At 48.4% G+C, this 18410-nt stretch carries 14 protein-coding genes and 1 tRNA gene; 12 read left to right on the top strand and 3 right to left on the bottom strand.

The genetic code is table 11. From position 1 onward, the window contains the following. Nucleotides 1-3: 3 nt before the first annotated feature. The 6 genes from BN3910_RS02385 (at nucleotide 4) to BN3910_RS02360 (ending at nucleotide 6739) form a co-directional block, all read left to right on the top strand. Nucleotides 4-1284: a methionine gamma-lyase family protein gene (locus BN3910_RS02385; RefSeq protein ID WP_066923975.1), complete on the top strand. Its 1281-nt coding sequence runs from the start codon at nucleotides 4-6 to the stop codon at nucleotides 1282-1284. A 113-nt stretch (nucleotides 1285-1397) separates the two neighbouring features. Next, nucleotides 1398-1706, top strand: a complete 309-nt coding sequence (locus BN3910_RS02380; RefSeq protein ID WP_066923973.1) for a LysM peptidoglycan-binding domain-containing protein — start codon at nucleotides 1398-1400, stop codon at nucleotides 1704-1706. 147 nt (nucleotides 1707-1853) lie between these two features. Then, a complete protein-coding gene (locus tag BN3910_RS02375) occupies nucleotides 1854-3392 on the top strand; it encodes an ABC transporter ATP-binding protein (protein WP_066923971.1) in 1539 nt (512 codons plus the stop codon). Next, a complete protein-coding gene (locus BN3910_RS02370) occupies nucleotides 3382-4449 on the top strand; it encodes an ABC transporter permease (RefSeq protein ID WP_066923969.1) in 1068 nt (355 codons plus the stop codon). Before BN3910_RS02375 ends, BN3910_RS02370 begins: the two co-directional genes overlap by 11 nt. Next, nucleotides 4449-5408, top strand: coding sequence for an ABC transporter permease (locus tag BN3910_RS02365; protein WP_066923967.1), 960 nt, complete (start codon nucleotides 4449-4451; stop codon nucleotides 5406-5408). Before BN3910_RS02370 ends, BN3910_RS02365 begins: the two co-directional genes overlap by 1 nt. Nucleotides 5409-5515: 107 nt before the next feature. Further along, a complete protein-coding gene (locus tag BN3910_RS02360; RefSeq protein ID WP_066923965.1) occupies nucleotides 5516-6739 on the top strand; it encodes a BMP family lipoprotein in 1224 nt (407 codons plus the stop codon). Nucleotides 6740-6847: 108 nt separating this feature from the next. On the opposite strand, the gene BN3910_RS02355 is transcribed toward BN3910_RS02360, so the two are convergent. Continuing rightward, nucleotides 6848-6930, bottom strand: a tRNA-Leu gene (locus tag BN3910_RS02355). A 129-nt stretch (nucleotides 6931-7059) separates the two neighbouring features. Between BN3910_RS02355 and BN3910_RS02350 the strand changes: the two genes are divergently transcribed. The 3 genes from BN3910_RS02350 to BN3910_RS02340 are packed head-to-tail and all read left to right on the top strand — an operon-like array spanning nucleotide 7060 to nucleotide 8668. After that, on the top strand, nucleotides 7060-7884 hold the full coding sequence (locus BN3910_RS02350; RefSeq protein WP_066923963.1) for a threonine/serine exporter family protein: 825 nt from the start codon (nucleotides 7060-7062) through the stop codon (nucleotides 7882-7884). After that, entirely contained in the window at nucleotides 7881-8390 is a 510-nt protein-coding gene (locus BN3910_RS02345) for a threonine/serine exporter family protein (protein ID WP_066923961.1), read from the top strand. Before BN3910_RS02350 ends, BN3910_RS02345 begins: the two co-directional genes overlap by 4 nt. A 17-nt stretch (nucleotides 8391-8407) precedes the next feature. Continuing rightward, nucleotides 8408-8668, top strand: coding sequence for a kinase to dihydroxyacetone kinase (locus tag BN3910_RS02340; RefSeq protein ID WP_066923959.1), 261 nt, complete (start codon nucleotides 8408-8410; stop codon nucleotides 8666-8668). A gap of 49 nt (nucleotides 8669-8717) precedes the next feature. Here BN3910_RS02340 and BN3910_RS02335 read toward each other — a convergent pair whose 3' ends face one another. Continuing rightward, nucleotides 8718-9701, bottom strand: a complete 984-nt coding sequence (locus BN3910_RS02335) for a tyrosine recombinase XerC (protein WP_231862179.1) — start codon at nucleotides 9699-9701, stop codon at nucleotides 8718-8720. A 128-nt stretch (nucleotides 9702-9829) separates the two neighbouring features. On the opposite strand from BN3910_RS02335, the gene BN3910_RS02330 reads away from it, so the two are divergent. From BN3910_RS02330 to BN3910_RS02320, 3 genes are read left to right on the top strand one after another with little or no spacing between them, the layout of a single operon-like run. After that, complete coding sequence (locus BN3910_RS02330; RefSeq protein WP_066923955.1) at nucleotides 9830-10786, top strand: AAA family ATPase; 957 nt, start codon at nucleotides 9830-9832, stop codon at nucleotides 10784-10786. Then, nucleotides 10783-11955, top strand: a complete 1173-nt coding sequence (locus BN3910_RS02325; protein ID WP_066923953.1) for a DUF58 domain-containing protein — start codon at nucleotides 10783-10785, stop codon at nucleotides 11953-11955. The genes BN3910_RS02330 and BN3910_RS02325 overlap by 4 nt, the downstream gene beginning before the upstream one ends. An 8-nt stretch (nucleotides 11956-11963) precedes the next feature. Continuing rightward, nucleotides 11964-14435, top strand: a complete 2472-nt coding sequence (locus tag BN3910_RS02320) for a transglutaminase family protein (RefSeq protein WP_066923951.1) — start codon at nucleotides 11964-11966, stop codon at nucleotides 14433-14435. Nucleotides 14436-14731: 296 nt separating this feature from the next. Here the strand turns inward: BN3910_RS02320 and BN3910_RS02315 are convergent, their stop codons facing one another. Further along, nucleotides 14732-18376, bottom strand: coding sequence for a M14 family metallopeptidase (locus tag BN3910_RS02315; protein ID WP_066923950.1), 3645 nt, complete (start codon nucleotides 18374-18376; stop codon nucleotides 14732-14734). Between the last annotated feature and the right edge of the window lie 34 nt (nucleotides 18377-18410).

The following is an 18410-nucleotide window of genomic DNA, read 5'->3' as shown; positions in this document are numbered from 1 at the left end:
ACCATGAACAATCAAATTTACCAACGTTATTACGCACTGCGTCCGGAAACGCTGATGCGCATCACGCGCGCTGAAAATATGCTGGCTGAACGTTTTTCCGCTCTGGATGAATTGCGCAGTGCCAATCAGCTAAAAGTTCTGCATGCCATGCAACAAAATGGGCTCAGTCAGTCCGATTTTTATTCTCCGACCGGTTACGGTTATGGCGATACCGGACGTGAAAAGACGGAGCATATTTTCCGTGACGTCTTTCATGCCGAGGACGCTCTGGTGCGTGCCGGTATTACCTCCGGAACACACGCCATTGCGACCGCACTGTATGCTTTGACCAACAGCGGACATACGCTGCTGGCGGTTACCGGACATCCCTATGATACCTTGCAGTTGGTAATCGGCATTAAAGGGGAGGAGAAAGGCACGCTTAAAGAGCGCGGTGTGCACTATGCGATGCTTCCACTAATGGATGGAAAAATTGACTTGCAGGCTTTACCGGAGGCGCTTTCCTGCCATCCGCGCCTGGTTTTGTTGCAACGCTCCACCGGCTATACCGATCGTCGCGCCTTTACGGTAGAAGAGCTAGAAGAAGCGATTACGATCATTAAAGCGAATTCACCGGATTCTGTTATCTTTGTCGATAACTGTTATGGCGAATTCACCGGTGAACGGGAACCTCTGGAAGTCGGTGCGGATGTTATCGCCGGATCCCTCATCAAAAATCCAGGCGGCGGCATTGCGGTTAGCGGCGGATATCTTGCCGGGAAAAAAGAGTGGATTGAACGTTGTCGAAATCAGCTCATCGCACCAGGACTGGGCGAGGATACAGGGCTTAGTTTCGGAACGACCCGTCTCACCTTGCAGGGCCTTTTCTTTGCGCCGCATGTCACCGTTGAGGCACTTAAAGGAGCGATCCTTTTTGCCAAGGTATTTGAAGATTTGGGCTATCACTGTTCACCGTCCTCCGAAGATCCGCGAAGCGATATTATCGAAGCGATTACTCTCGGTGAAGGCAAAAAAGTAGAGGCATTTTGCCATGCCGTTCAGCAGGCTGCAAGCGTTGGCGCTGATGTGGTTCCTCTTCCTTGGGACATGCCCGGATACAGTGACCCGGTTGTCATGGCATCCGGCGGGTTTATTGACGGATCGTCCATAGAAGTCAGTGCGGATGGCCCGATGCGCGAACCATTCATTGTTTATTATCAGGGGGGTGTAGTTTATGAACAGGCGAAGTTGGCGTGTCTTTTGTGTACGGAAGCCTTGACGCAACCGGAAGAAGATAAGAAATAATGAGCGAAAAGAGGGGAGAGACATCCCCTCTTTTTTAAATAAAAGCTTGACAGCGAACAAATGTTCGCCTATACTGAACACAGAAAGAACAAATGTTCGTTATAGGAGGGCTTATGAAACGCACCGTTATTATTCAACCAAAACGATTTTATGCCTTTGTCACGATCTGTATTCTTATACTTGCTCTGGCATTAACCTTCTTTTTCAGTTTTTTCTCCAAAGAATCGTCCTCTGCCGCCTCTTTTGTTGAAGAAGAAACCATCCTTGTTCGATCCGGGGATACTGTGTGGCACATGGCGGAACCGATTGCGAAACGAAACGGTCGAGACACACGTGACGTTGTTCGTGATATTTATCGCATCAATAATCTTTCGTCTTCCGGTATTCATCCGGGACAAAAGTTGCGTATTCCACTGAACTAACAGCGAATAGCGGATCTGATTACCTTCACCATTGACGAGGAGCGAGTTGTTCCTCGTTTTTTTTTCTTCCCTTAGTTTTTACGGTTTTGCCAAGAATGTCTGGTATAATAAATAAAGATAACGTTATCATGTGGTGAGGAGGAGTCCATGGCGCAAACAGTGATCGAAATGAGCCATATTACCAAAACCTTCCCGGGTGTCGTAGCCAACAGCGACGTGTCCATTGCCCTGCATAAAGGCGAAATTCTTGCTCTTCTCGGCGAAAATGGAGCGGGAAAATCTACGTTGATGTCCATTCTTTTTGGACTCTATGAGGCCGACAGCGGAGAAATTTTGGTCAACGGCGAGCCGACCAGGATCAAGGATCCGAACGATGCTACGCGCTACGGCATCGGCATGGTCCATCAACATTTTAAGCTGGTACCGAACTTCACGGTTCTTGAAAATGTTGTATTGGGCGTGGAAACAACCAAGATGGGCTTTTTGCAAATGGACGAAGCGCGTAAACGAGTGATGGCTCTTTCAGAGCAATACCACTTTCAGATTGATCCGGACGATAAGATCGAGGATATTTCCGTCGGTCAGCAACAGCGTGTCGAGATCATCAAGATGCTTTATCGCGATAACGACATTTTGATTTTTGACGAACCTACGGCGGTGTTGACTCCACAGGAAATTGATGAGCTTCTGGACATCATGAAAATGCTTGTTCAGGAAGGAAAGTCGATCATTTTCATTACGCATAAATTAAATGAAATCAAGGCGGTAGCCGATACGGTAACGGTTCTACGAAAAGGAAAAGTGGTGGATACGGTACCGGCAAATGCGGTGAGCATCGAAGAGATGAGCCGAATGATGGTTGGACGCAAAGTCAATCTTTCTTTCACTCTTGAGCCACGGCCCCTGGGCGAAACGGTTCTTAGCGTGCGTGACTTAACTCTTGATCAACCGCGTGATGGCCAAAAGACCCTTTCCCACATCAATCTCGATGTGCGGAAGGGAGAGATTGTCTGCATTGCCGGCGTGGACGGCAATGGCCAATCCGAGTTTGTCTATGCTTTAACAGGACTTATCGATAATGTGAACGGCTCCATTATGCTCAATGGCGAGGAGGTGCTCAACCGTTCTATTCGCTATCGTAATACGCATGGCATGGCGCATGTACCGGAAGATCGTCATCGGTATGGGCTGGTTCTGGATTATGACCTTGGCCAAAATCTGGTACTACAGAATTATTTTGAAGAACCGTTTCAAAAAAAGGGTTGGATTCAATTTGACGAAGCGGATAAGTATGCCAATTCTTTAATCGCCATGTATGATGTGCGTGCCGGTCGCGGACCGCGTACCATTGCACGATCCATGTCCGGCGGAAATCAACAAAAAGCCATAGTCGCCCGTGAAATGGAACGGGAACATGATCTCTTAATCGCCGTCCAGCCGACACGCGGTCTGGACGTCGGTGCGATATCGTATATTCATCAACAGCTCATCGCGGAGCGCGATGAAGGGAAGGGCGTATTGCTTATTTCCTTTGAATTGAGTGAGGTTTTGGGCATTTCCGATCGTATTTTAGTTATTCACCATGGCGAAATCGTAGCGGAATTAAAACCGAAGGAGACAACGGAAGAAGAGCTTGGTCTCTATATGTCCGGAGCAAAGCGCATGGAGGTGAACCATGAAAACTAAGCGTTTAGGTTTCCAAAAAGCACTGCCATCTCTTATTGCGATACTCATCGGGCTAGTGGTCGGCATTGCCATTATTTTTTTCACCAACCCCTCCGCTGCGGGGGAGGCCATTCCGAATTTCTTCCGCGGTCCGTTTTTGAACGGCATGGCCGGCGTCGGTAACCTGTTTTATTATGCCACGCCCTTGCTGATGACGGGTCTGGCGGTTGGATTTGCCTTTCAAACCGGTCTCTTTAACATCGGCGCTTCGGGACAGTTTCTATTCGGCGGCTTCATGGTGATCCTGCTCTGCAATCGCCTGGAACGCTTTATTCCGGCTTTTGTAATGTGGCCGGTGGCGCTTCTCGTCTCGGCTCTTGCCGGTGCATTTCTGGGCGCCATCGTGGGAATGCTGAAGGCTTATCGCAATGTCAACGAGGTCATCACGTGCATTATGCTCAATTACACGACGATGTATTTGGTAAATGACCTCATTAAACGGCTGAATATCTATAATCTCTTCCGCAACACGACTATGGCAATCAACACTGCCGTACCGCGTTTTGGCTTTGATGTTCTTTTTCCTGGTACTTTTGCCGGCGGCGGATTTCTCATCGGACTGGCAATGGTCGTGGTATTGCATTTGATTCTTAAAAAGACGACCTTCGGCTTTGAAATGCAGGCCGTGGGCTTAAATCGTCATGCGGCTAAATATGCCGGCATCAATGAAAATGCCAGCATTATTAAATCCATGGCGATTTCCGGCGCTATGGCCGGTCTCGGCGGTGGGCTCTTTTACCTTTCCGGTGCAGGAACCGCTATTGCCGTAGTAGATGTTCTTCCTCAGCAAGGCTTTGACGGCATCGCTGTGGCTTTACTGGGTCTTAGTGAACCGATCGGTATTTTATTTTCGGCTCTGTTCTTTTCGTACCTCAATATGGGCGGACAGGCGATTCAAACGCTTGGCTACGCACCGGAACTGATCACGATTATCATTTCCTTTATTCTTTATGTTTCCGCCCTTTCTGTTCTTTTCCGTCGTTTGTTGAACCGTAGAGAAAAAGAGGAGGGCAAATAATGGATATTGTAATTTTTATCTTTCAACAGATGCTGAATTTTGCAATTCCTCTTCTGGTCGTCGCCCTTGCCGCCATGTTTTCCGAGCGAAGTGGGGTCATTAATATCGGGTTGGAAGGAATTATGGTCATCGGCGCATTTGCCGGCACGCTTTACCTGCACGTTGTAAACGATGCCGGTCAGGAAGTAACCATGGCTCACCTCTGGGTAGCGATTGCTCTGTCCATTCTTGCCGGGACAGTGTATTCCGCCTTCCACGCCTTCGCGTCTATCAATATGTTTGCGGATCAGACCATCTCCGGTACGGCAATTAATATGTTTGCCGGGGCCTTTGCTATCTTTGTCGCCCGTTCGTTAATCGGCATTCAACAGATTTCCTTTACGGGGCATTTTACGATCACGGAAGTGCCTGTATTGAGCAAGATCCCGCTCATCGGTCCTATACTTTTTCAAAATGTTTATGTGACGACCTATCTTGTTCTTATCCTCTGGCTGGTTTCAACCATCGTTTTGTATAAGACATCATTTGGTCTTCGTCTGCGTTCTGCCGGTGAATATCCGCAGGCAACCGATGCGGCCGGCGTGTCCGTCGCACGTATTCGCTGGGCGGGCGTACTGATTTCGGGCGCTCTCGGTGGACTCGGCGGTTTAGCCTATATTTTGCCGGTATCAACGGAGTTTAACGGTACCGTAGCCGGCTACGGATTTTTAGCCATCGCAGTTCTCATCTTCGGACAATGGAATCCGATTTCAATCGGGCTCGCCGCTTTTTTCTTCGGCCTGCTGAAAGCACTATCGTCGATCTATTCGGGAATTCCTTTCCTCTACAACCTCGGTATTCCGCAATTTGTTTATCAGATATTACCCTATGTCATTACGATACTTTTGCTGGCCTTTACCAGCAAGAAAACTCGCGCGCCGGCGGCGGAAGGGAGGCCGTTTGACAAAGGACAACGCTAGCGCGACAAACTTTTCAGTTGTGTTAAGCGCAGGTATCGTTTACACTGAAGTTGCGTAAAGTTCGAACCAAGTAACCCATCGAACGAGGAGAAAGAAAGAAGGAGACGATGAAAAAGTTATTTACATTTTTAAGTACGCTTTTCGTGTTGACGCTCGTTCTCACCGCTTGTGGCGGCGGGGACACGAAGTCTTCGGAAACCCCGGCAGCATCCGAATCAGCCTCGGAAGCGGCAAGCGAACAAGCATCGGAAACGGCCGGAGAGGTCAAGTATGATGACAATTCCCTCTACCTGATTACGGACTTGGGTACGATTGATGACAAATCGTTTAACCAGGGATCGTTTGAAGGATTAAAGCAGTTTGCGGATGAACTCGGTGTGAAAGCCAACTATCTGCGTCCGCAGGATCAAGGCGATCAGGTCTATTTACAGGCCATTGAGCAGGCCATTCAAAAGGGTGCCAAAATTGTCGTAACGCCGGGATTCCTTTTTGAAACCGCTGTTGGTGTTGCTCAAAAAGAGCATCCGGATGTCAAGTTTATTGCCGTTGACTTTGAACCGCAACGCGTAGTGGAAGGCAAAACCAACCCGGACGGTTCTCCGGTCACCGAAACCTATTTTGAAAAGAATACCGCTTCTATCCTCTTCCGTGAGCAGGAATCAGGTTTCTTAGCCGGCTATGCGGCAGTTAAAGACGGCTATACCAAACTCGGCTTTGCGGGCGGCGTTGCCGTTCCGGCCGTTGTACGCTATGGCTTCGGCTTTATCGCCGGTGCGGATTATGCAGCAAAAGAAATGAACCTCCCCAAAGTGGAAATGATGTACAACTATACGGGTTCTTTTACACCGAAGCCGGAAATTCAGACTATGGCAGCCACCTGGTATAAGAACGGCACCGAGATCATTTTCTCCTGCGGCGGCGGCATCGCCTCTTCCGTGTTGAAGGCGGCACAGGATAACAACGGAAAGATGATCGGCGTTGATGTAGATCAAAAAGACATGGGCGAAGAAGTAATCACCTCGGCAATGAAAAACCTGCAAAGCGCGGTTTATCAGACATGCAAAACCATCTTAGCCGACGAGTTCAAGGGCGGCGAGGTCACTCGTCTCTCCGCTGCGGAGAACGGCGTGCAGATCTCCGAAGACTTCTCCCGCTTCAAGCAGTTCAAAGAAGAGGATTATAAAGCCATTTTCGAGAAGATTCAAAAGGATGAAGACGGCATCGCAAAGAATATGCCGGAAATTGATCCGAGCCTGAGCTTCACGGAAATGGGTGATCCGACGCTTATCATGGAACCGTTCACGAACATTACGCTGAATTACGTCAAATAGTTCCTTGCGTTGAATAAATAGCGAAAAAGGAAGGATACCGTCATGGTATCCTTCTTTTTTCTTCACACAAAGACATAAAAAAACGACCTCTAACGAGGCCGCTTCCAATGCAGGTGAAGGGATTTGAACCCCCACGAGATTGCTCCCACTAGTCCCTGAAACTAGCGCGTCTGCCGTTCCGCCACACCTGCGAACAACAAAAATATTATACGTGAATTTTACCTTACTCGCAAGTTTTTCGATCGAAAATTCCTGTTTTTCTTTTGCCAGACTAAAATGCCCCTATGCTATAATAGCAAAAGGATTAAGGAGGAGGGGGCATGGAAAGCATTACCGCTCAGGCAACAAGCAATGCAACAGGAATCGCTTTACAAGCTGACGAGTCCGCACATACCCGAATGATTTTCGATCTTGCTTTGTATGCCGGCGTGATTTTGATGGAGAATGGAGCGGAGACCTATCGCGTAGAAGATACGATGGAGCGCATTTTAAGTTTGAGCGAGCATCGATCGATGGACGTGATTGCCCTGCTTACCGGACTTTATGTCACCTTGACGCTAAAGGACAATACCTGTCTTACGGCTGTTCGGCGCATTAAAAATCGCACGTTTCGTCTGGATCGTATTCGTGAGGTAAATACCATTTCACGTCGCCTTGCCAATGGTGATCTTGCCGTCGAGGAAGCATACCAAACGGTAAAAGATTTAGCGGACAACCATGATCCCATTCGCTTTTCCAAAGGTTATCATGCCATCGCTGCCGCCGGTTTTGCGTTGATGTCCGGGGCAAATCTGATGGAAAGTATTTTTGCCGGCTTGGCAGCGAGCAGCATTATTCTCACGAATAAATTGGTGCGCAACCGTCTGGGCGGAAGTTTTATCCCTTCGTTTTTACAATCCTTTGTCATGATCTTTGTTTTGGGGGTAACGGTGCGCTTTTTTCCGATTCTTCGCATTGATCGTATGGCAATCGGTGCGCTAATCAGCCTTTTCCCGGGAACTACACTAACCAATGGAATTCGGGATACGATGCGCGCGGATTATTTAACAGGCGTAGGAAATCTTCTTGCAGCAATCATTGCCAGTATGGCGCTTGCTGTCGGTACGTTCTTCGCCTTGACGCTCACGGGAGGTTTCTTTCTATGAGTTCGACGACAACCATGCTTTCCTCCGTGTTGTTTAATCCGCTGAATGATCCGCTATGGTTGAAATATGTTATGCAGGGGGCGGGGGCTTTTCTTGCTGTGTTCGCCTTTACCATCATGCTCGGCGCCGGCAAAAAAATCGCTCTGTTCAATTCGGTTATCTCCTTTATCAGTTGGGACACGTACGCTCTCCTTTTGGATTTCGAATGGACGAATTTTGCGGCCACCTTTTTGGCGACGCTTGTCGTTGCCGTTGCGGCACAAATCGGCGCACGATGGTTTCGCACACCGGTTACTATGGTGATCATCCCATCACTCTATCCTTTGGTTCCCGGTGCGCTCATCTATCGCTGTGTGCATGCCTTTTTCTACGAGCGCATGGATCAGGCCAGTGTCTACGCCATACAGACCTTCATCATGGCCGCATCCATTGCACTCGGTGTTTTCCTGATCGAAACCGTCGTGACGTTATTAAAACAGATGAAACGAAACAAATACAGTAAATGAAAAGAAAGAAGGAATTTATGGAACAGTCCATCACGTATCGCTATGACACACAGCTGCTCATTGAAGGGGAAAACCTGGATGAAGATCGAATCAACGACTATTTTGTGGAGCATTTTGACGGCGATTGCCTACTGGCGGTAGGGGATGAGAACCTGATTAAAATCCACTACCATACCAATGAACCGTGGAAAGTATTGGAATACTGCCGCACTTTAGGAGAGATTTTCGACATTGTCGTTGAGGACATGGATCGTCAGGCACGGGGATTAAAGGGATAACGAGAGATCGTATACAACATACGTATCAAAAAAAAGCGCACGGAAGAAGTTATTCTTTCGGTGCGCTTTTTTCATCGGAGAAGTGAAGACGGGCAAGGGGATTGCGAGATACCGCATCACGTGCCATTTCGTCTTCCACATGGGTATAGATTTGCGTCGTCTGCAAAGATTCATGACCGAGGATGCGCTGTAAGGTACGAATATCCACGCCTTCTCGATACATTAATGTCGCCGCCGTATGACGAAGCTTGTGCGTAGAGTAGACGGATGTGTCAAAACCGGCTTCACGCAATAAGGCATCTATGCGATGCTGAACCGCGCGCGGTGAGATGCGTTGTTGATGGGTCGAAAGGAAAAGCGCTTCTTCTCCGGGGACAATGGGGCGTCGAGACAGATAGGCGCGAATTGCAGCCTCGCAGGATTCCGTCAAATAAATGACGCGCTCTTTGTTGCCCTTGCCGACGACATGAAAACGTCCTTCTCGAAGCGACGTGATATTGAGTCCGCATAATTCGCTCAAACGCATTCCGGTGGTTAAAAACGTGACGACCATTGCGACATCGCGAGAGCGAAAGAAGGGATTTTCCTCTTTTGCCGCCACTTCAATGAGACGCAACGCTTCATCCAGCGTCAGGTAGACGGGATGGCGCTTCTTCCGTTTGGGTGTCGTCAGCTTTTCTGCCGGATTTTTTTCAAAGTATTCTTGTATGTTCACCAGATATTTAAAAAAAGAACGTATTGCGGACGACATGCGAGCGCGGCGACTGCCCGAGAGGCCTTCTTCCTGTTCCGAGTAGGCGAGAAAAGCCAATAAATCGTTGATATCCACTGCTTTTAACGTGGCAACATCCACGGAGGAGATATCGATGGTCTCTAAAGGGGCTTTGCGTGAGGCCCCCTGACCGTGTCGACGAAGATGAAAGCGCAGAAAGCGCACCAGATCGTATTCATATTCTCGAATGGTGCGAGGAGAAAGTCCGCGTACCGTTTTTATATAGTTGATATAGTCCTCAAGTATGATCGGTAATTCCACGTCTTCCTCCTCAGGAAAATTGCAAAGCCATCTCCTACATAATATAATACAAAAAGGTTACATTTGCTTCAATGCAACACGATTCCTATTGGTGCGCGTGTTTAAAGCACCTACAGAAGGAGAATAAAATGAGTTTACACCAAGAGGCGGCGTCCATTTGCCGCAAACTCGGGGATGATGTATTAGCCAGTATCGGCCGTGTCGTGATCGGCAAAGAGATACCGGCAAAAAAAATGCTGATCTGCCTTTTAGCCGGTGGACACGTTCTTCTGGAGGATGTGCCCGGTATTGGAAAAACAACGCTGGTTCATGCCTTAGCGAAATCCGTTCGCCTTGATTTTCAGCGCATTCAGTTTACGCCAGATCTGATGCCATCCGACGTCACCGGTTTTAATATGTACAATCCGAAAACGGCCGAATTTGAATTTCGCGAAGGTGCGGTGAATACGCAAATTCTATTGGCGGATGAAATCAACCGTTCGTCACCGCGTACGCAATCCGCTCTTCTGGAAGCTATGCAGGAAGGGCAGGTAACCGTTGAAGGTGTAACGTATGCGTTGCCGAAGCCGTTCATGGTAATGGCCACACAAAACCCTGTAGAAAACGTCGGTACCTATCCATTGCCGGAAGCGCAAATGGACCGTTTTATGATGCGCATTTCCATCGGCTATCCGTCCATGGAAGAAGAAATGGAAATTATTTCCACCAATGCCATGCGCCGCATTCAAAAAGACGTCAATGTTGTCGCGGAGAAAGAAGTCATCAGCTGGCTTCGTGAACAGATTCCGCAAGTGGACGTTACAGATGAAGTGAAGCGTTACATGCTTGCGATTACGCGAAAAACGCGTGAAGAAGATCTCATCGAATTGGGCGTAAGCCCACGTGCGGGACAAATGCTGTTTTCCGCTGCACAAACGCTCGCACTGCTTAACGGGAGAACCTATGTCATTCCGGAAGATGTGCAGGCGCTCGTTCATGATGTTCTGGATCATCGCATCATCTTAAAGCCACAAAGTCGCGGTCGCGGTATTACTACGCATGAAGTCATTGCCGATATCATGAACAATACGGTGGTTCCGCGATGAAAGGCGTTCGCCCGCGCTTTTTCTTTTGGCTCATCGGTGCAGTGGCTCTTTTTTTACTGGCCAATACAAAATTGCGCCCCTTTCCGCATATTCTGTTTCTCTTCTGGTTGCTGTTGCCCATTCTTTCTGTGACATTCAGTTTTTTTTCGGGACGACATATTTCGCGTAAGGAAGAGTTGAATCCGCTTCGTCTGCAGTATGGGGAAGAGGGAGAATGGATTTTGGAATTGCGCAATGATTCTTCTCTGCTGCCCTTTTTTCTACATTTTCCTTTTCCTTCTCCGCAGGGAAAAGCAACAACGGAAGTCATCATTGCTCCGGGCGAGGATAAGCGTTTATCTTTTCCGTTCTATGCGCCGTACATCGGAACTTATACCTTCTCTTCCGGCGAGCCCATTTTTGAGGATCTGCTCGGCTTCTTCAAGTTGCAATTTTCAGGACGCGGCATTCGCACAGCGGAATGCTTTGCGCTTCCGAAAAGAGTGGAAGATCTCCCTTTTCTCCGTTCATCCGAAGAGGAAGAGGGCAATGTGGTTGAGCGCCGGTCGTTAACATTGGTGACGGACGAGCTTTTTTCCGTCGATCCGCTTCAAGAAGGGGAACCGCTTTCGCATACCCACTGGAAATTGAGCAGCCGTTTGCAAAAATGGATGATCAAGCACTATTCGGATGTGGAGCAACAACCGATTCGTCTGTTAGTGGATGTTCAGCCCGTTGCCTATGACGGTTCCGCGCGCTTTATCGGCATGAAGAGCAAGAGCGATTCAAAGGTTGAAGAGGCTCTTGCCTTACGCACCGCTTTTTTAGACCGCTTTTATACCACGGCGATTACCTTTTTGGAAAAAGGGATTTACATCGATGCCGGCGACCGATACTCCCAACTCATTCATTTGCAGTCTCCAGCTGAGGCGGAAGCGTTAGGTGTATGGATTGCGCATCTTCCTTTTTCCGGAAGTTCACGTCCGTGGCGATTGAGTCAAACACCGGATCGTCGTCAATTGATCTGGATACAAGTAATCGATGAATCCACATTAGGAAGCCTTTTACAGTATGAAAGCCTAGGCATTGATTTTCTCGTTCTGAGTGAACGCGCACAACAGACGGAAGAAATTCTTTCCGCTTTGTCCCGTTCCAGTCTGGATGTATATTGGCTGGATGAGGAAGTCTGAGGAGTGCTATGAAACAAATAAATCGACAAGAGATCATACAGCGTTTGCAATCCTGGTTGACGACGAGTCTGTTTGCTGTCGTGGTCAGCCATTTTACGTTGCTACTGCTTGGACAACAGGATAGTGCCTTACTGACGAAAAGTCTTCTTTATCTCGGCCTGGTTTTGGTGATGATTCTCGCTCTGCATTTCTGGAAGATCACGCTGGGAACGGTGGGCGTGCTGGCGGTCATTATTGTCGGGCAAGTGCTTTTTCATCAGTCGCTATCGCTTCCCGTATTGAGCGCAGAGTGGTGGATGGACTTCTGGCACGGAGGAAAAGAGGCGATTCGTTGGGCGGTTACACTGAATGCCGAAAAAGGCCCCATGCCCGCTCTTTTTCCATCGGTGTTCGCCATCCTGGTTGCATTTATATCCGTACTGTCCAATTGGGCACTCCCGATTCCGATTCTGAATATGTTTTTCCTGATAGCGCCCCTTTTTTACCTCGATGATCTCACAAATGACCCGTTTTGGCTCTTGTGGTTGATGGCTGGTTTATTTTGTGTATATGCGTCTTATGCGTTTCGTCAGGACCCGCAACGTCGCGATCAACGGCCTCCGTTACTCTTTGCTGCCGTATTGCTCGGCGCTACTATGGCCTTGCAGCTTATTTTTCCACCGGAGTTGTTTTTTCATGAGTCCATTTCGCAACGCCTTCGTCAAATGATGCCTGCGCAAACTGGAACGGAAATATCCACGTTCTCTTTGGCGGATCTCGGTTTTTATCCACAAGGAAAATTGCGTATTGGCGGACCTGTTGTGCTGAAGGATGCGCCCTACATGACTATCCATGCGGAAGCGCCCGCTTTTTACCTGCGCGGTTCCTCTTTTGACGCTTTTGACGGAAAGAGCTGGTCGCTATCTGCGCCGCAGACTCTATTGCCGCTGCATTTTTCCGAACACTACTATGATGAATTTGATACCCAACAGGCAAAAACCTTTTGGTTTGCAGATGTCGCATCAAGGGATACCGCCATTCAAACGGGACTATTTCGTCCCACCTTATACTATTTGAGGACCGAAAATCCCACGCGCATCGTTTTTCATGGGGGAAAGCCGGCATCGGTTGTCCATCTAAAAGCTGAGCCGCCCGTCGGAACCGATACACAAGAACTATTAAAGAAGTACAATGCGGGCACAGCATTTTTTTACAGTCCTTCCGGAATGATTGCCAGTGCTACCGACTATAATGACCACGGTATTGTCAATCTCGACTTTGTGCCGTTAGTGGCTAATTATTGGAAAGGACAGATCCAGGAGAGTATCAACCCTGCAAAAGGGAAGGGAAAAGAAAAGTACCGTGAGCTTGTGCGTTCACGTGATCCGGAATTAGCAACAATACTATACGACAACCAGCAAAAAGATTTTCCTACGCTTATCCAGCAAATGCGCGCACACTTTGACGCAAATTATCGATATCGCTTGGATGTAGACGAAATCGATGATCAAACCGGATTCCTTGACTATTTTTTAACAAATAAAGAAGGTTACTGTGTATACTTTGCAACGGCGTACAGTGTATTGCTTCGTGATATCGGATACAGCACGCGCTATGCGGAAGGTTTCATCATTCCACAAGCGAAAGAAACTACCACAAAAATTACCGCACGCCAAATCACAGCAAAACAAGCCCATGCTTGGACGGAAATCTATTTGAATTCCATGGGCTGGGTTCCGGTTGAAGCCACACCTTCGTCTCATGTGGCAGAAATCAGCGGTTTGGATAAAAATTCCGCTCAACAGGCGCCGCCTGAATTCGTTCCGCCGACCGAATTGGATGTCATGCAACCGCAGAATTCTTCATCGGAAAATACGGAGGAAAGCTCCTCTGTGGAATCTTCTTCCGAAGCGTCTTCTTCGGAAAATGCCGCAATGTCGTCTTCATCGGCTGAAGAGAAAGAGAAATCCGAGGAACAGGAGATGTCATCCGTTGGATCGGACAATGGCAAGGCCACAGAATCGTCTACAAGCGATGAAAAAAGCAAAACAGGTATCATTCTATCTGTTTTAGCCATAATCGCCGTATTCGCGCTTCTCGTCGCAATACGAGCGTTTCGTCGATATGAGGCTTGGAAAAAGCGTTTGAATGATCATGAATTGGCCTTAGCCGGCCAAAATCCGTCAGAACGCTTTGCCATCGTCTGGTGGCACATTCATCGTCTGGCAAAACAAAATGGTATTCTTCTTGCGCCAAACGATACCTTGCGTGATCTGGTATTCGCACTGGCCAATATTCAGGATATGACGACCATAAACGAAAAGGAATGGATAGCAGCTCTTGAAGCGATTCGCTTTGGACATCAGGAGCCCGATGAAGAGATCTTGCGAACGTTGCATCAGGCATACGTGGTGTTAACAAAGAACTATAAAGTAAATTGTTCCGGATGGAAATGGTTCGTCAATGATGTCTGGTCGATAAAAGGGAAACCGTGGAAATAAACAGAGAAATCAATGTAGGTCAACATCGCGACAGGCTGTTACGAGCGCAATAAAAAATAAAGAATAGGATGGAGGCGCAAAAGAAGGCGTCTCCATTATTTATTTGTTTTTGATCGCAACCTATTCGCGTTTTTTAATTCGCCCTCGTTTGTCACAAAATATTGATTTTGTGACATAAAATACATTTCAGAAAACGGACTGTATAAGAAAAAGAGGAACCCGGCAACTTTCGTTACCGGGCTCCCCCTTTCAGCGCATAGTAAAGCGCTTCGTTTGTTTCATTTATACCATTAGAACTAACGCGCGTTTTCTTCTTTGCGCGTACGTTTGATGGTTACCACGTATAACATTCCCGCAACCATACCGATGAATACGGTCGTCTGGATACCGATATCCGACGTCTTCGGTGCAACGGTCGCTTTCGGCGTTGTTGCCACCTTATCCGTCTTACCGGCTTGTCCGTTCGACGCGATCTTCAGATTGGTATTGAGCAGGTGCTGCGCATAAATGGAGGTCGACAGATAGCGATAATCATCCTGCTGATGCGCTTTATTCGTCAACGTATTAGCAAAGAGACGCATCATTTTTCCGTCTTTTTCCAGCACAACGGCTTGAATGCTGCCTTTGTAATCTTTCATGTACTCTTCGGTCATGAAGCCTTCCAGCGGCATCTCCTCTTTCATGGTGCGAACAATGATGCGCGATCCGTCCGGTGCTTCCAGGAAATAATCGCCGCCGAAACCATACATGATATGGTCGCCTTCCTGTACGTAGGTTGCCGTTGCCAGATCTTCTGTCGGGAATTCGACTTTGCTCAGTGCGTCAAAGCCCTTCCAATCTTCATCAAGACGGAACTTAAGGTCCGCCAATCCGGAATCTTTTACAAACTGCAACGCATCCGACGAGTAACCGATGTACGGTGTACCCTTTTTAATCTGTGCGGCAACATCGTCGCTGTTATACGGATACTGTCCACCGACAATGCCGGTAGCCTTATCCAGGGTATCGGTCAGACCGAATCCCATCTGTTTCGCGAGCGCGAAGAAATCCCAGTTTCCGCTGGTATTGAGGCGGTTTCTGTACCCTACCATACCTACCGGATTACCTTGTTGATCCAAGGTCTGCACGTTATCATAGGCCTTTGGAACAAAGAGACGGATATCCGTATTGATAAGACGACCTTGTGGAACATCTCCTTGGCGGACAACATCCAATACGAAGCGATCTTTTACGCTGTCAAGCGTCTTTGATGTGGTGGCAAAGCTGCCCTTCCACTTACCATCCGTAATGAGGGCAATGTCGCCCTTGCTCGCCAATATCGCATTGACGGCGCGAACCGCTTCCAGCGAGTTGTTCTTGATGATGCTGACATCACCTTTTCCTTCAATGACGGTACGCGGCATCGGTGCAGTAGTGATCGGTGCCATCGCTCCCTTGAAGACGTCGGCTTTGCGAATCGTATCCATCGAGAATCCGCGCAAAGCGGAGAAGTTTGTTACCGGCTCGGAATAAAGTGAGCCTTCCGTCCAGTCCGAAATCACCATGTTGGGATAAAGAACCTGGTTAGCCATATTGCGTTTTACCTGACGCATAGCGACGATGACCGAGCCTTGTTTGTAGACTTTGTCCCCCACCTTTACGTCTTTGGTTAACTGATTTACCTGAACATCGTTGTGAAGCAGAAGCGAGATGGTTTCCTGCGCTGCTTTACGATCCTGTTGATTCTTCGCATCCATCGGAATGACATAATATTCCGGGAAGAAGTTCTTGTTCTCGTTGTTATTCGGACGGAAGACATCGGCATTCGCGCCCAAATTATCATGCTGATCGACATAATACGGACGAATGGTATCCGCATCAATGTTTTCCACACCGCGCACATAACGGAGAAGCTGATTGCCGAACATGCGGTCACGGTTCTTCAGAACAAAGTCAGCATTACCGATGCAACCGTATTGTAATGCGCGTACGCCATCCGCATGACCATAAGCGGATTCAACCGTAAAGGCGTTGGTGCCGTGCATCATGGCATACTGCGGAGTGTAGCTGGACGACATATCATCAAACGGATATTGCCAGAAGGTTGTTCCGTCTTCCTGTTTAAGTAGATAGTCTCTTAGCGGAATCTTGGCACTATTCATGGTCTTGTTGTTCGACACGGAAGCGGCCGCAAAGGCCTCGCCCTGTTCCATAGCGGTATCGATAAAGAGATCATACTCATTGTTCGGATCATGGGTCGGGCTGCACGGTTCAATCTGATAGTACTGATAGTAACCGTGGAATTCATGCAGCGTCAGCGGGTTCCACTGGCTGATGAGTCTTGCCATCGCCTTCGTCTCCGGCTGTGTCTGATACGTATTATCGCGGTTCAGATCGAAGCCGTTGCCGTTGGTACGGGAGTTGACCGTACGGGCATCCACGTTTTCCGACGGAACAAGGATGAAAAACATTTTCTTCAGGATCTGACGCGGATCGAATTGGCGAATTTCGCTGTTATAGTAGCGTTCGAAATCTTCCTCGCTCAAATCGGCAGAAGCATCAATGCCGCCATCGTAATTGCTTCCATTGCTCATGCCGCCGTTTCCGCGGATATAGCCGATGCCGCTGACCTTATCTTCGATCAGCTTCGACCATACCGCTCCGTCCTTCTCCATTTCAATGGCAAGTTCTTTCTTGCCTTCTTCCGTGAGGCCGGTAATGGTACGGTAGTCAACCACTTTATTGCGTGTCAGGTTGCGCATAAATTCCATGACGGCGTCCACACCGACGATTTCATCGGCATGAATATTGGAGTACATGACCGGCACCTTATATTCCAAGGTCCCGTCGCGCAATTCCTTTAATACCGCTTGCGGATCTTCCTGAATGCGCTTCTTCAACTTCTGATAGTTCACCAGATCGTCTTCCGATTCGGAAACAAAAACGGCACGCATCGGGCGATCTTGGGCTGATTTGCCCATATCCACGACTTTGGCGAAAATGCCGTTTTCTTTTGCTTCTTCTACGGCTTTGGGCAGCTCTTCATTCACTTCTTCTTGTGAACGAAAAACGTCATAGGGACGAAAATCAAGTTCCTGGCTGGTCACGGCTTTGTCATCCATGATCAGGGACAGGTGATATTTTCCCCAATAGTCCATCATCGCGGAACGCACAACAGCACGGTCGCGAATATCGATACCATCGAAACCGAAGAGCTTTTCGTTTTTAAAGGTCAGTACGATGCTCGGCTTGCCGTCAATAGTCTTCACTTCCGTCGTGACGTCCTTAAATAGAGGAACCGACGGAAATTCTTCATTTGTGCGCTTATGTTTGGTATGTACGGTTTTCCAGTCTTCGAGGCGTGCGCCCAAATACTGGTTCGGGAAAAGTGCCCAGTCATTCGGTGCTTCTTCTTTGGCGCGTGCCAACGTCCACTGAATCTTTGCCTGTTTCAGCTCGTCTTCCGTCAGGTTATCAAAGGAAACGACGGCTTGAAACGCGCGTTCTTCAGTCATGGAGATCTTTACATCCGTTGCACCGTCCGCATCCTCATCCGTCCGAACAATGGACATGTGTGTCCCCTGCGTGTTTTGGGGGGCAATGAGAGGCGGTTCAACCTCATCGGACTTGGTCACCGCCGGTGCGGTATCGGTTGCAGGCGCTGTGGCGCTATTACCGCCACGTTGTTGTACATTTCCCTCCCCCACGTCTTCGGCTTCGCCTGGCAACTGAACGGAAAGAGATCCGTTCCGGCGTTGGGCGGCTTCGTCTTGCGCGTCATTCATCGGTTCTTCGACAACATCCAGGATGCCGTCCGCAAAATGTTTGTTTCCTTGTTCTGCTTCCGTCAACTGGATCGACGTCGAGTCGTTTTCCGCAGCCATAGCCGGCGGCGAAAATACGCTTAGACTGAGCGCCAGACTTAGACTGAGCATCATCGGAATGCGCTTACGTAAAGCCATCTTTCACTCCTTTCTTCTGTTCGGGAAAAAGATT

The organism is Murdochiella massiliensis, from assembly GCF_900059565.1.
GTDB lineage: Bacteria > Bacillota > Clostridia > Tissierellales > Peptoniphilaceae > Murdochiella > Murdochiella massiliensis.
Note: the sequence above shows the minus strand (reverse complement) of the source record. Positions and strands in the feature narration are given on the sequence as shown.